The following is a 13,099-nucleotide window of genomic DNA, read 5'->3' on the forward strand; positions in this document are numbered from 1 at the left end:
GCATGACCGACGCGGCCTTCGCCGAAAGCGCCGACCCCCTCGCGGAAGAAGCCGGGGCGGACGATGCGCGACCGTCCTCCCTCTCCGAACGCGTCCTGAATCAGGATGAGATCGACAGCCTGCTGGGCTTCGACATGGGCGAGGGGGATGACAGCGAGCGGACCGGCATTCGCGCCATCATCAACTCCGCCCTCGTCAGCTACGAGCGGCTGCCGATGCTCGAGATCGTTTTTGACCGCCTTGTGCGGTTGATGACGACCTCGCTGCGCAACTTCACCTCGGACAATGTCGAGGTCAGTCTCGACAACATCTCGTCGATCCGTTTCGGCGACTATCTGAACTCCATACCCCTGCCGGCCATCCTGGCGGTGTTCCGGGCCGAGGAGCTGGACAACTACGGTCTGCTGACGGTCGATTCCAATCTGATCTATTCGATCGTGGACGTGCTGCTGGGCGGCCGTCGCGGCACCGCGGCCCTGCGCATCGAAGGCCGGCCCTACACTACGATCGAGCGGGTTCTCGTCCAGCGGATGGTCGAGGTCGTGCTGGCCGACGCCCGCGCGGCGTTCGAACCCCTGACGCCCGTGCATTTCAGCCTCGACCGGCTGGAGACCAACCCGCGCTTCGCCGCCATCGCCCGCCCGGCCAACGCCGCGATCCTGGTCAAGCTGCGCATCGACATGGAGGATCGGGGCGGCCGCATCGAACTGCTTCTGCCCTACGCCACCCTCGAACCCATCCGGAAGATGCTGCTGCAGCAGTTCATGGGTGAGAAGTTCGGCCGCGACAACATCTGGGAAGGCCACTTGGCCACCGAGCTCTGGACTACGGAAACCGAGGTGCGCGCGGTGCTGGACGAGCAGCAGCTGCCGCTCTCCAAGGTGCTGGACCTGAAGGTCGGCGACACCCTGATGCTGAACGCCACGCCCGATTCCGACATCTCGGTCCGCTGCGGCTCCATCCCGGTCACGACCGGCAAGATGGGCCGGAAGGGGCAGAGCATCGCCGTGCGGATCGAGGCGCCGATCAGCATTGAAGCCGCGACCAGTCTGACGAAGGGAAGACGCTGATGACCGGAATGATCCTCGATGGCGTGCTGATGCTGCTGCTGGTGGCCGCACTCGGTTACGGCGTGCGGCTGGAGAAGAAGCTGTCCGCCCTCCGCGCCGGCCAGCAGGCCTTCGCCACCGCTGTCACCGAACTCAACGCCGCCGCCGGCCGGGCCGAGGCCGCCCTCGCCAGCCTCCGGGCCTCGGGTCAGGAAACCGATCTTCTCCACGATCGCATCGTCAAGGGGCGGGAGGTGAAGGCCCAGCTGGAAGTCCTGATCGCCCGGGCGCCCGAGACCCTGAAGACCGCGCCCCAGGAGGCGCCAAAGCCCGTGCTGGTCGCCGCCCGCGCTCCTGTGGCCGTTACGGCTGAAGGCGAGCGGGCCCTGCGCATGGCCGCTCTGGCGGAACGCATCCAGGGCATGGCCCCGGCCACGCGTGCCCCTGCGCCGGTCGCGGCTATCCTCGGCGCCCTGACGGCAGGCCGGAGCACTAACCAGGCTGCGAAGCAAAGCCTCAACCAGTCACGCCGCAATCTCGACGAAGACCTCTTCGCCGCCTGAACCCCCTATCTTGCCCAATGCCCGGCGCGCGGCGCCCGGCGACTTGAGGGCTTTTACGAGTAGCCGATCATGAGCAAGATCCCCCGCCTGCTGCCTCTGATCGCCGTCGCTATCGGCGGGGTGGTTCTGATTCGCGCCGTCGGTGTCGCCCCCGGTCTGTTCGAGGGCGCCCGCGCCTGGGCCGAGGAAGCCGTGCCCGCCGGCGCTGCTGCGGCCCCCGTGGCGGCCGCTGCGGCGGTCTGCGCCCTGACGCCGGAACAACTGGCCCAACAGGCAGGACTGTCGCCGGCGGAGATGCGCATTCTGGATGCGCTGAAGAATCGCCGCATCGAACTGGACGCGCGCGACGTCGATCTCGCCTCGATGCTGCCTCTGCTGGCGACGGCCGAACAGAAGCTGGACGCCAAGGTCGCCGCCCTCGAGGCTGTGAAGGCCGAGGTCCGCATTCTGCTGGGTCAGGTCAGCGAGCAGGAAAAGGCCGAGACCGATCGCATGGTGGCCGTCTATTCCGCGATGCGCCCGCGCGAGGCGGCCCGCGTCTTCGCCACCCTGGACGACGATGTCCGTCTGCCCGTCGCCGCCGCCATGCGTCCCCGCTCCCTGGCCGCCATCATGGCCCAGATGGAGCCCGCCGCCGCCCGCAACCTGACCGAGAAACTGGCCCGCCGCTTCGAGGCGCGCCAGCAACTGGCCGCCCGCGCAGCCGCGGCTTCTGCGGCGGTTGCTCCCGCGACGGAGACCGCCGCGCCCGCCGCCGCCCCGACTCCGCGTCCGGCCGGAGTGACGCCGGCGCCCGCTCCGACGGCGGACGCCCCGGCTCCCGCGCCCGTTCGCGCCGCTCGCCCGCCTGCACGCCGTCCCGCCGCCCGTCCGGCCGCCCGCACGCCCGCGCCCGCAACGCCGGCGCCGGCCGAAGCCGCCGGCGAGCGTCCCTATACAGCCCCGGCCGCCGCCACGCCGGCCCCGCCACGGCAGTCGGTGCAGTAGCGATCCTTCCCCCTTCCCTTCATGGGAAGGGTGGTCGTGAAGCGACCGGGTGGGGAATTGTAGCTTCAAGCCCGGACGGCGGCGGGATCGAACTTCCCCACCCGCGCTCGGCTGCGCCTCACGGCCCCTCCCCACTCCGGGGGAGGGAGAACAAAAGAAAGAGGCCGCATCCCTGCGGACGCGGCCCCTGTTCGTTCAGCGCGGCGTGGCGCCTATTCGATGTCTTCGTTCAGCAGGCCGACCTTGAAGAAGCCGTTCTCCTGCAGGGTGTTCATGACTTCCATGAACTGGTCGTACTTCACTTCCGGCTGGGCGCGGACGAAGACGCGCTCGTCGCGGCAGTTGGCGGCGGCCAGGGCCACGCACACGTCGGCGGCAAGGGTCTCGATCGTGGTCTGGCGGTCGGCCAGGAAGATCGAGCCGGTGTCCTGGATGGTGATGTAGACCGGTTCCTTGACCTCGCCCGGGGGGGGCGGGGTCGCGGGCGGCAGGTCGAGCCGGATCGAAACGGTGGCCATCGGCGCGGCGACCATGAAGATAATCAGCAGGACCAGCATGATGTCGACGAACGGCGTGACGTTGATGTCCGCGTTCTGCTCGATCGTCTTGCCGCCCTGGCCGGCGGGTCCGGAAAGTTTGGAGCCCATGTGTCACTCTCTCCATCGGGCTCGACGCGATCGCGGCGAGCGCAAGCTATGACGTTCGGTTCGTCTCTTGGCGTCCCCGACCCGGCTTGTAAAGCGGGTTCAGGCGGGTTGGGGTTCCATACGCCCGTGATTGTCCCAAATACGCCTTTCAGGAGAACCTATCAGCCCTTCGCCAACCTCAGGAAGCGATCCTTCAGCGCGGCGTCGGTCTTGAAGACGCCAGTGAAGCGGGTCGTGATGGTGGAAACGTGGCGGTGATGCACGCCCCGGGTGGTCATGCACTGATGTTCGGCGTCGATCATGATGGCGACGCCGGCCGGTTGCAGGTTTGATTCGATGGCATCGGCGATCAGCTGGGTCAGGGTTTCCTGGGTCTGCAGGCGGCGAGCGAAGATCTCGACCACCCGCGCCAGCTTGGAGATGCCGACGACCTTCTCCTGCGGAATATAGGCGACATAGGCCTTGCCGAGGAACGGAGCCATGTGGTGCTCGCAGTGGCTCTCCACCTCGATCTCGCGCAGCAGGACCATGTCGTCATAGCCCTGCACGTCCTCGAAGGTCCGCGACAGCTCGACCGCCGGATCGGCGTCATAGCCGTCGAACCATTCGCCATAGGCGTCGACCACCCGCTTGGGCGTGTCGCGCAGGCCCTCGCGATCGGGATCGTCGCCGGCCCACGCCAGCAGCGTGCGTACAGCCTTGAGGGCCTCCTCGCGGCTGGGGCGTTTGGACGGGTCGTTGTCACCGACCAGAACCGGCTTGACGGGGATGACGCTCATTCTCGATCTCGACGCTGTTCGCTTGTGCAGCAGGACCGCTATATGGGACGGCGGGTCCGTCCCGCAAGAAAACCGAAAGCTTCCGCCTCACTATGCCGCTGACCCTGCACGACACCCTGCATCGCGAAAAGCGCGTTTTCACGCCGCGCGACCCCGACCGGGTGACCCTCTATGTCTGCGGCCCGACGGTCTATGACTACGCCCATATCGGCAATGCGCGACCGCCAGTGGTGTTCGATGTGCTGGTGCGTCTGCTGCGCCGTCAGTACGGCGCGGACAAGGTCATCTACGCCCGCAACGTCACCGACGTGGACGACAAGATCAATGCGAAGGCCGCGAAGGAGGGCACGCCTATCGGCGAGGTCACCTCCCGCTACGAGGCCGCCTATCTGGAGGACATGAGCCGGCTGAACGTCTCGCCGCCGGACATCGCGCCCCATGTCACCGACCATATGGACGCCATCGTCGCCCAGATCGGCGCGATCATGGAACAGGGCTGCGCCTACGCCGCCGAGGGTCATGTCCTGTTCGACGTCTCGTCCTACGAGGCCTACGGTCGCCTGTCCGGCCGCAACCTCGACGACATGATCGCCGGGGCCCGCGTCGAGGTCGCGCCCTACAAGAAGAACCCGCACGACTTCGTTCTTTGGAAGCCCTCGAAGGAGGGTGAACCGTCGTGGCCGTCGCCCTGGGGCGAGGGACGTCCGGGCTGGCATATCGAATGCTCGGCCATGATCGAGGAGACGCTGGGCCTGCCGATCGACATCCACGGCGGCGGCATCGATCTGGTGTTTCCACACCACGAAAACGAGATCGCCCAGAGCGTCTGCGCCCACGGCCACGCCCATTCCCCCGACCCCCATGCGGAGTACAGCCGCTACTGGATGCACAACGGCTTCCTGACCGTCGACGCGGAGAAGATGTCCAAGTCGATCGGCAATGTCCTGCTGCTGCATGACCTGGTGCAGGCGGTTCCGGGCGAGGTGGTGCGCTGGGCCCTGCTGAGCGCCCACTACCGCCAGCCCCTGGACTGGAATCAGGCCCTGCTGGACCAGAGCCGCAAGGCGCTGGACCGGCTGTACAGCGCCCTGCACCGCGCCGCCGCCGTCGAGGCCAATGGCGATGAGCCGCCCGAGGACTTCCTCAAGGCCATCGAGGATGACATCAACACGCCGGGCGCCATTTCGACCCTCTTCGCCCTGTCCAGCGAGATTGAGCGCGCCATGACGGCGGGCGACCACGGCGTCGTGGCCCGCGCCAAGGGCGAGCTGGTCGCGGCCGGCGCCCTTCTTGGCGTGCTTCAGGCCGATCCGGCCGACTGGCTGGAAGGCGAGATCTCCGACGCCCTCCGCATCGAGGTCGAGGGCCTGCTGGAACAGCGCGCCACCGCCCGCGCGGGCAAGGACTGGCCCGAGGCCGACCGCATCCGCGACCGGCTCAACGCGCTGAAGGTGGTCGTGATGGACGGGCCGCAGGGCGCGACCTGGCGGGTGAAGACCTGACGCGGATCAGGTGATCCGCTTGGCCGAGACCGGATCGCTGGCGGGGAAGGTCTCTTCCAATCCTTCGTCCAGCAGGGCTTCCTGACGGTCCTCAGCGTGACGTTCCTTTTCGCGCAGCTGATCCGGCTTGCCGGTTTCGCGCGCGGCCTTTTTGGCATGCGGCGTATCCGGATCGCCGTCGTCGCGCGGGGACGGGGTGTGGTCGGTATGAACGGTCAAGTCGCCCTCCTTATTTCGCGGGATGGTCTTCGTCGCCGTCGGGGCCGTAGCCCAGGCCGGCGAGGTCGTCGTCTGACAGGCGTTTGGCTTCCCAGTGGGCCGCGCTGGCCTGGGCGCCGCGGGCGTTGCGCATCAGGCCGGAGTAGACCAGCTCGACCTCGTCCGGCCCGCGGCCTCCGGCGCTCTCGCCGTCGATCTCGATCAGACGCTCGCCATCCACGCCCAGCAGGGCATCGGCCTCAGCCTCTATGCCGGATGCGCCCTGGACCTCGTCCAGATCGTCCTCGACGTCCTCGTCGAACGGCTCCTCGTCGGCGTCGCCGGCCATCTGTGTGACGTCCAGCACGAGATCCGCTTCATCCAGCAGAATGTCGCCGTCGCCCTCATCGTCGATGTGGGTCTCGTCATAGACTTCTGACTGGGCCTGGTCGTCCGAATAGCCGTCGATCTCGGGCATGCGGTCTCTCCTGCTGTAGGGTCAACGCCCGGTGCTTGTCCGATGTTCCCCGGGGTGACCGGGATCAGTCGCGACGGACAAGACATGGTTAACCACGTTTGTTTAGGCTGCGTTTGGTCCCGGTTTCCTAACGTCGCCGGGAGCCTGTCAGGAGACGCTCTCTCAGATGCCGCTCAAGCTGTCGCTGAAGCCCGGCGAGAAATTCGTCCTCAACGGCGCCGTCGTCCAGAACGGCGATCGTCGCGGCGTGCTGATCCTGCAAAACAAGGCGTCGGTGCTGCGCGAGAAGGACATTCTCCAGCCCGAGGATGCCAATACCCCCGCCAGACGCATCTATTTCCCGGTCATGATGATGTACCTGGACGAGGGGGCGGCGGCCAAGGTCTATGACGAGTTCGCCCTGCGGCTGAGCGAATTCATGGGGGCGTCGCGCAATCCGGGGGTCCTGGCCGACTGCGTGGCGGCATCCCGCCATGTGATGGCGCGCGAATACTACAAGGCGCTGATGGCGGCGCGTAAACTCGTTGAGTATGAGGAAGGTCTGGCGAATGTCGCTGCAGGCGTACAAGACCGCGGCCTCTCGGGCTGAGTCTCCGCGTGAGATGGAGTATCGGCTGTTCGGGCAGGTGACCCGGGCGCTGATGCACGCCTCGACGCTGGAGACTTCGGAAATCGCCGCGCGCATCGACGCCCTGGACTGGAACCGCCGGCTGTGGTCGGCGCTGGCCACCGACTGCTCCGATCCCGACAACGCCATGAATTCGGGCCTGAAGGCCCAGATCATCTCGATCAGCCTGTTCGTCAGCCGTCACTCGTCGGCGATCATGCGCGGTGAGGATGACTTCGAAGCCCTGATCGACATCAACAGGATGGTCATGCAGGGGCTCGCCGGACCCGGACCGGGCGCACAGCAGGCGGCCTGATGGCGCCGGACCTCAGCCGCCTAACAGGCCGGTCAGCCAGGTCCATGCCTGCGGCAGCAGACCGTTGAGCCAGCTCCAGAACGGCAGGAGGTAGGGAGAGACCCAGGTCCAGGTGAGCCAGATAATCAGGGCCGCGACGACGATCAGGGCGATCGCGCTCCAGCCGATGACGATGGCCAGCCCGTCACGCTGCAACAGCCCGAAGCCGAAGGCCGAGATGATCAGGGCCGGCACCAGATTGCCACCCCAGATCGGCAGGATCAGGATGAAGGCCAGCAGGACGGTGGCGACGCCGATCAGGACCTCGGACAGCTCGCTGGTCATGATCGACAGGCGGGGCTTGGACAGCCGCTCCAACTTTCTGAGGCGCGGAAGCACCTTTTCCACGCCCTGCCGGTAGGTTTCACGTTCGATCCAGCGCCGCAGGGCCCAGCGCGGCAGCCACAGCTGGTCCTGGCGGATCGCCAGTTGCAGACCTATCAGCAGGAGCGGCGCCCCGAGGATGGTGGTCGTGCCCGGGATGATGCCGATGGCAACGCTCAGCAAGCCGAAGAACAGCATCAGGGCGCCGAAGCCGCGCTCGCCGAAGGCGTTGACCAGCTCGCCGAGGTACAGTTTCGGATCGTCCTTGACGCCGATGTCCTCGATCACCTGCGAGAAGGTCCGGTTGTCGCTCTGATAGTCGTAGTCGGGCATTGGCGACGGGGCGTCCGGACGGGATATCTCGATCTAGGCCGGTAGATAAACAGGCGCCACTTAACATTCGTCAATCCTCCCTGACCGACTGGCGGAACATTGCTATTTCGGGCATTCTGCGGCCGCCAAGGCAGGGCCGGCGGAGAGCCGGGCGGGAGAAATCAGGATGCGCAAGATTACACTTGGCCTGGCCGGTTGCATCGGCCTGGCCCTGACGGCGTGTGGTCAGGGCGATGACAAGGCGCCCGCGTCGAAGGCTGACGCCGGCGGCGGCTCCGCGCCGGCCGCCGCGGGAATGGAGGGGCCACGGCCCGGGCTCTGGCGGATCACCACCCGGATCCCCGGCATGCCGGCCGGGGTCGCCCTGCCTGCGATCGAGACCTGCGTCACTCGGCAGGATTTTTCGGAAATGCAGCGCGGTCCGGGCAAGGCGCCCGACGGGGTTCAGTGCACTGAACAGCGTTTCCGTCGTGACGGCGACGCCATGGTCGGACATTCGGTCTGCAACATGCCGGACGGAGTTCGCGCCGAGACGGACATGCGGGTCACCGGCGACCTCTCCCGCCGCTATTCGACGGAGGTCAGGACCCGGATGACGCCGGCGCCCGACCCGTCCATGGCCGATACGACCATGACCATGACGGCCGAGCGGATCGGCGACTGTCCCCCGGGATCAGCTGCCCAGTAGTTCCCGCCCGATCAGGAAGCGGCGGATCTCGTTCGTTCCGGCGCCGATGTCGTACAGCTTGGCGTCGCGGACCAGCCGCTCGACCGGCCACTCCCTGGTGTAGCCGGCGCCGCCGAGGGCCTGGACCGCCTCAAGGCTGACCTTCACCGCGTTCTCCGAGGCCAGCAGGATCGCCCCGGCGGCGTCATAGCGGGTGGTCTTCCCCTGATCGCAGGCCTTCGCGACGGCGTAGACATAGGCGCGGGCGCTGTTGAGGGCGACATACATGTCGGCGACCTTGGCCTGCATCAGCTGGAATGAGCCGATCGCCTTGCCGAACTGTTTGCGTTCGCGGACGTAGGGCAGGACCACGTCCAGCGCCGCCTGCATGATGCCCAACGGACCGCCGGACAGGACGGTGCGCTCATAGTCGAGGCCGCTCATCAGCACGCCGGCGCCGCCGCCGACCGGGCCCATGACGTTCTCTTCCGGGACCTCGCAGTCCTCGAACACCAGTTCTGCGGTGTCGGAGCCGCGCATGCCCATCTTGTCCAGCTTCTTCGAGACCGAAAAGCCCTTCATGTCCTTCTCGATGAGGAAAGCCGTGACGCCGCCGTTGCCCTCGCCGGTGCGGGCGTAGACCACCAGGGTTTCGGCGTGCGGGGCGTTGGTGATCCAGAATTTGGTGCCGTTCAGGATGTAGCGGTCGCCCTCCTTGCGGGCCTGGGTGCGCATCGACATGACGTCGGAGCCCGACCCGGCCTCGGACATGGCCAGCGAGCCGACGTGTTCGCCCGAGATCAGCTTGGGCAGGTATTTCTGCTTCTGCTCTTCCGTACCCCAGCGGCGGATCTGGTTGACGCACAGGTTGGAGTGGGCGCCGTAGGCCAGGCCGATCGAGGCCGAGGCGCGCGACACCTCTTCCATCGCCACGACATGTTCGAGATAGCCGAGGCCGAGGCCGCCATGCTCTTCCTCGACGGTGATGCCGTGCAGGCCCAGCTCCCCCATCTCGGGCCACAACTCACGCTTGAAGGCGTTGGTCTCGTCGATCTCGGCGGCCAGGGGCGCCAGACGGTCGCTCGCCCAGCGGGCGGTGGTCTCACGGATCATGTCGGCGTTTTCGCCGAGGCCGAATTCCATCGATTGGGGGGCGTTGGGAATGCTCATGGCGGCGGGGGTAGCATCATTCCTCCCCCCGAGTGAAGCGAGAGGGGGAGGGGGACCGCGAAGCGGTGGAGGGGGCTGTTCCGGGCGCTGGCGGCGGCCGCCAAGGCCCCTCCACCATGCTTCGCATGGTCCCCCTCCCCCGGAGGGGGAGGAATATCAGTCCGCCTTGCCCCACCGCACATACAGGTTCCACGAGGACACGCCGACGCAGATCACCCCGATCAGGGCCAGGGCCCAGGCGATGACGGTGGTCTCGCCCATTGGCGACGGCTGTTCGACGGCGAGACGGAAGGCGGCGGCCGACGCCCCACAAGCCGCCAGTCCCACGCCGCCCATGATCAGGAAGGCGCCGGTCTCGCTCCAGTCGAAGCGGCGCGGTCCGGCTGGTTCGACCTCGTGACGCAGCACCGACAGGGTCGGCTCGTTCTCGAACAGGACGGTTTCCTCGACTGTGGGGGCGGGAGCGCGCTGGTCCGACGGCCACACCGGGCGCTCGGCCTCTATGAAATCGGCCTCGGTGGCCGGCGTCAGGACCAGCTCCGGATCCATCGCCGGAAAGGTCGAGGGGAGGACTGCGGCGGACTGCAGCGGGATCACGGGAATGGCGGGTTCGGCAGGCTCAGCCGTCGCCTCGGCCTCAGGCGCGGGCTCGGCCGGGGCGGCGACCGGATCAGCCGGGGCGAAGCCGGGCAGGGGGCCGATGATCGCGGCGGCGTAGGGCGAATAGCGATCCAGATTGACCCGCGTCACCGCATCTGCCGGCTGGAAGGTCGGAGATTCGAAGGCGGGCGCCTCGGGCGCCCAGGCCGGATCGGGCTCGACGGCCTCAGGTTCGATGGGGTCGGGAGTTTCCGGCGCTTCGCCCAGCAGGGTGGCGACGGCGGCGGCGCGCGCATCGGTCCCCGGCGCTTCGGCCTCGGTCGTCGCCTCGACCGGCGGGGGGGGCAGGGGAGCGGCCAGCAGCTCAGCCAGGGTGACCGGGGAGGCCGGATCGGCGACAAACAGCGCGCGCTCGGCTGCACGGCGGCGCAGGCGGGCGTCAGCGGAGGCGTCTTCGGGCCAGCCTATCAGGGCGTCTGCGGCCTGGCCGGCATGACCTTCATTCAGCCTTTGCAGGACGTCGGACGCCGTGAAGCGCTCAACGCCGACGGACACGGCGAAACTGGCCAGGGCGTCGAACTGGTGCTGATTCAGCGGACCCTGAACCTGCTCATTCAGAGCCTTCACCACCGGCATCAGGTCGTATTGCAGCAGCAGTTCAGCGTCCGCCTCCGCGACAATCAGGCCTTCGCGGGCCGAGGCGCTGTGGCCATAGCCGATGACCCAGCGTCCGTCCTCTTCCTGAACGGCGCGCGGACGGAAGCCCTCAAAGCTCTTGATGAGGACTATCCCCTCGCGGGAGACCTTCAGACGGGGTGTGGGCGTTTCGGACACGGATTGACCCAAATCGAGACGGGCGCGCTCGCCCGAAGAGAGAGCCAGCAAGGGACGCGCCGCTCTACAACAGCACGATGCTCGCAAGACCGAGGAAGATCAAAAAGCCGAAGAAGTCCGTCGTCGCTGTCACGAACACGGCTGAGGACACGGCCGGGTCGAACTTCAGCCGCGACAGAGTCAGGGGCGTCAGGACCCCGACCGTGGCCGCGACCAGCAGGTTCAGCACCATGGCCATGCCGATCACCGCCCCGATGCGCCAATCCCGGAACCACAGGCCGGCCGCCGTCCCGATCAGGGGCGCCAACACTAGACCATTGGCCAGACCGACGGCCAGCTCGCGGCGGAAGGTGCGGGCGGCGTTGGAGCTGTTCAGCTCGCGCGTCGCCAGGGCGCGCACGGTCACGGTCAGGGCCTGGGTGCCGGCGTTGCCGCCGATGGCCGAGACGATGGGCAGCAGGATCACCAAGGCGACGATCTGGGCGATGGTGACCTCGAACCAGGAGATGACGATCGAGCCGAGGACCGCCGTGCCGAGGTTGATGGCCAGCCAGGGCACGCGACCGCGTACGATCTCGGACACCGACGAGCCCCGGTCCTCGTCCGACACGCCGGCGAGGCGCAGGATGTCCTCGCGGTTCTCTTCCTGGATGATGTTGACGATGTCATCGACGGTGATCTGACCCACCAGCCGCCCCGCCGCATCGACGACGGGGGCCGAGATCAGGTGGTATTTCTCGAAGATGTAGGCGACTTCTTCCTGGTCCTGGTCGACGGCGATCGCATTGATCGGCTCCATGATGTCGATCAGGGCGATCGTGCGCGCCGCGCGCAGCAGGCCGCTGACGGGCAGGCCGCCGACCGGCTTGTTCGACGGATCGACGACATAGATGTCGAAGAACAGTTCGGGCAGATCCTCACCCTGCTTGCGGATGTGATCGATGGTGTCGCCGACGTTCCAGAACGACGGCGCGGCCATCACCTCGCGCTGCATCAGGCGACCGGCAGAGTCCTCGTCATAGCGCAGCGAGTTCTCGATCGCTGCGCGATCGATCTCCGGCATGGCCGCCAGCACCCTTTCGCGCTGGTCGTCTTCCAGATCCTCGACCACCGCGGCGGCGTCGTCGGAGTCCAGCTCCTGCAGCGCCTCGGCCAGGGTCAGGTGCGGGACGCGCTCCAGCACCTCCTCGCGGATATTGTCGTCCAGCTCCGGCAGGGTTTCCGCCAACAGGTCGGGCGGCAGCCACAGCACGACGACGGTGCGATGCTCGGCGGTCAGGAAGCCCATCAGGTCGGCGACGTCGGCCGGGTGCAGGTCTTCCAGCAGCGACCGCAGCTTGAGCCCGTCGCCGGCGTCCGAGGCGTCGACGACCTTCTCGACGAAGGCCGCCGTCAGCACATAGTCCTCGTCGAGGGCGACGTGGTCGATTTCGTTGGTCTGGGAAGGCGTCAGGGAGGCTTTTGCGGTGATCGTCACGCTCGGCCTCCCCGAATTTTATGTCAGCTCAATTCTAGCCGAGATTCGCCCTGTTGTTTCGATGGTGCGGTCGAGAAGACTCGAACTTCCACTCCGGTTAGGGAACAGCGACCTCAACGCTGCGCGTCTACCAATTCCGCCACGACCGCTCGCATCGGAGCGGGGCTGATAGCGGAGAGAGGCGCGGCTGCCAAGCGGTATCAGGCGGCGCCGGCCATGAAGTCGTAGACGTCGGCGGCGCGGGTGACCGTGATGGCGATGCGGTCGTCGCGGATTTCGATCTCGCCGCGCGCGACCGGATGATTGTTGGCCAGGATCCAGACCTCGTCATGTTCCGAGGCGTCGAGCGGAATCACCGCCCCGCGGCCCATCCGCAGCAGCTGACTCATCGGCAGGACAGAACGCCCCAGGACGACCGAAATTTCGATATCGACGGCTTCGATCTGACTCACTGGATACTCTGACGCTGACTCTGAGGAGGCGGGTTCGTGGGCGATCTTGGCTTGCATGGCGCTCCCGACCCCCACAT

At 67.1% G+C, this 13,099-nt stretch carries 16 protein-coding genes and 1 tRNA gene; 7 read left to right on the top strand and 10 right to left on the bottom strand.

Features of this window, described 5'->3' with window-relative positions; all coding sequences use genetic code 11:
• The first annotated feature begins 2 nt into the window (after nucleotides 1-2).
• The 3 genes from fliM (at nucleotide 3) to ACTIEW_RS05400 (ending at nucleotide 2,599) form a co-directional block, all read left to right on the top strand.
• Nucleotides 3-1,070 (top strand): flagellar motor switch protein FliM, encoded by a 1,068-nt coding sequence (gene fliM, locus ACTIEW_RS05390; RefSeq protein ID WP_439476888.1) that lies wholly within the window; start codon nucleotides 3-5, stop codon nucleotides 1,068-1,070.
• Nucleotides 1,070-1,612 carry a DUF6468 domain-containing protein gene (locus ACTIEW_RS05395; RefSeq protein ID WP_439476889.1) on the top strand — a complete coding sequence of 181 codons (543 nt, stop codon included), beginning with the start codon at nucleotides 1,070-1,072 and terminating at the stop codon, nucleotides 1,610-1,612. Before fliM ends, ACTIEW_RS05395 begins: the two co-directional genes overlap by 1 nt.
• A gap of 69 nt (nucleotides 1,613-1,681) precedes the next feature.
• The gene (locus ACTIEW_RS05400) at nucleotides 1,682-2,599 is read left to right on the top strand and encodes a MotE family protein (protein ID WP_439476890.1); all 918 of its coding nucleotides are present in this window, start codon (nucleotides 1,682-1,684) and stop codon (nucleotides 2,597-2,599) included.
• 212 nt (nucleotides 2,600-2,811) lie between these two features.
• Here ACTIEW_RS05400 and ACTIEW_RS05405 read toward each other — a convergent pair whose 3' ends face one another.
• Nucleotides 2,812-3,246: a biopolymer transporter ExbD gene (locus ACTIEW_RS05405; RefSeq protein WP_439476891.1), complete on the bottom strand. Its 435-nt coding sequence runs from the start codon at nucleotides 3,244-3,246 to the stop codon at nucleotides 2,812-2,814.
• 161 nt (nucleotides 3,247-3,407) lie between these two features.
• Nucleotides 3,408-4,025: a GTP cyclohydrolase I FolE gene (gene folE, locus ACTIEW_RS05410; RefSeq protein WP_439476892.1), complete on the bottom strand. Its 618-nt coding sequence runs from the start codon at nucleotides 4,023-4,025 to the stop codon at nucleotides 3,408-3,410.
• A 92-nt stretch (nucleotides 4,026-4,117) separates the two neighbouring features.
• On the opposite strand from folE, the gene cysS reads away from it, so the two are divergent.
• Nucleotides 4,118-5,527: a cysteine--tRNA ligase gene (cysS, locus tag ACTIEW_RS05415; protein ID WP_439476893.1), complete on the top strand. Its 1,410-nt coding sequence runs from the start codon at nucleotides 4,118-4,120 to the stop codon at nucleotides 5,525-5,527.
• Nucleotides 5,528-5,533: 6 nt separating this feature from the next.
• Here the strand turns inward: cysS and ACTIEW_RS05420 are convergent, their stop codons facing one another.
• Nucleotides 5,534-5,746 carry a hypothetical protein gene (locus tag ACTIEW_RS05420; protein ID WP_439476894.1) on the bottom strand — a complete coding sequence of 71 codons (213 nt, stop codon included), beginning with the start codon at nucleotides 5,744-5,746 and terminating at the stop codon, nucleotides 5,534-5,536.
• Between the two features lie 10 nt (nucleotides 5,747-5,756).
• On the bottom strand, nucleotides 5,757-6,203 hold the full coding sequence (locus tag ACTIEW_RS05425) for a hypothetical protein (RefSeq protein ID WP_439476895.1): 447 nt from the start codon (nucleotides 6,201-6,203) through the stop codon (nucleotides 5,757-5,759).
• Nucleotides 6,204-6,369: 166 nt separating this feature from the next.
• Here ACTIEW_RS05425 and flbT point away from each other — a divergent pair, with 166 nt between their 5' ends.
• Nucleotides 6,370-6,792: a flagellar biosynthesis repressor FlbT gene (flbT, locus tag ACTIEW_RS05430; RefSeq protein ID WP_439476896.1), complete on the top strand. Its 423-nt coding sequence runs from the start codon at nucleotides 6,370-6,372 to the stop codon at nucleotides 6,790-6,792.
• Complete coding sequence (gene flaF, locus ACTIEW_RS05435) at nucleotides 6,752-7,126, top strand: flagellar biosynthesis regulator FlaF (protein ID WP_439476897.1); 375 nt, start codon at nucleotides 6,752-6,754, stop codon at nucleotides 7,124-7,126. The genes flbT and flaF overlap by 41 nt, the downstream gene beginning before the upstream one ends.
• 12 nt (nucleotides 7,127-7,138) lie before the next feature.
• Here flaF and ACTIEW_RS05440 read toward each other — a convergent pair whose 3' ends face one another.
• A complete protein-coding gene (locus tag ACTIEW_RS05440) occupies nucleotides 7,139-7,822 on the bottom strand; it encodes an exopolysaccharide biosynthesis protein (protein ID WP_439476898.1) in 684 nt (227 codons plus the stop codon).
• 166 nt (nucleotides 7,823-7,988) lie between these two features.
• Between ACTIEW_RS05440 and ACTIEW_RS05445 the strand changes: the two genes are divergently transcribed.
• A complete protein-coding gene (locus ACTIEW_RS05445; protein ID WP_439476899.1) occupies nucleotides 7,989-8,510 on the top strand; it encodes a DUF3617 domain-containing protein in 522 nt (173 codons plus the stop codon).
• Here ACTIEW_RS05445 and ACTIEW_RS05450 read toward each other — a convergent pair.
• The 5 genes from ACTIEW_RS05450 to ACTIEW_RS05470 all read right to left on the bottom strand — a co-directional run bounded on the left by ACTIEW_RS05450 (nucleotide 8,496) and on the right by ACTIEW_RS05470 (nucleotide 13,079).
• The gene (locus ACTIEW_RS05450) at nucleotides 8,496-9,659 is read right to left on the bottom strand and encodes an isovaleryl-CoA dehydrogenase (protein ID WP_439476900.1); all 1,164 of its coding nucleotides are present in this window, start codon (nucleotides 9,657-9,659) and stop codon (nucleotides 8,496-8,498) included. The genes ACTIEW_RS05445 and ACTIEW_RS05450 overlap by 15 nt on opposite strands.
• A 156-nt stretch (nucleotides 9,660-9,815) precedes the next feature.
• A complete protein-coding gene (locus ACTIEW_RS05455) occupies nucleotides 9,816-11,093 on the bottom strand; it encodes a lysozyme (RefSeq protein ID WP_439476901.1) in 1,278 nt (425 codons plus the stop codon).
• A gap of 64 nt (nucleotides 11,094-11,157) precedes the next feature.
• Nucleotides 11,158-12,570: a magnesium transporter gene (gene mgtE, locus ACTIEW_RS05460; RefSeq protein WP_439476902.1), complete on the bottom strand. Its 1,413-nt coding sequence runs from the start codon at nucleotides 12,568-12,570 to the stop codon at nucleotides 11,158-11,160.
• A gap of 62 nt (nucleotides 12,571-12,632) precedes the next feature.
• Nucleotides 12,633-12,719, bottom strand: a tRNA-Leu gene (locus ACTIEW_RS05465).
• Between the two features lie 51 nt (nucleotides 12,720-12,770).
• Complete coding sequence (locus tag ACTIEW_RS05470) at nucleotides 12,771-13,079, bottom strand: FliM/FliN family flagellar motor switch protein (RefSeq protein ID WP_439476903.1); 309 nt, start codon at nucleotides 13,077-13,079, stop codon at nucleotides 12,771-12,773.
• Between the last annotated feature and the right edge of the window lie 20 nt (nucleotides 13,080-13,099).

The organism is Brevundimonas sp., from assembly GCF_051860745.1.
GTDB lineage: Bacteria > Pseudomonadota > Alphaproteobacteria > Caulobacterales > Caulobacteraceae > Brevundimonas.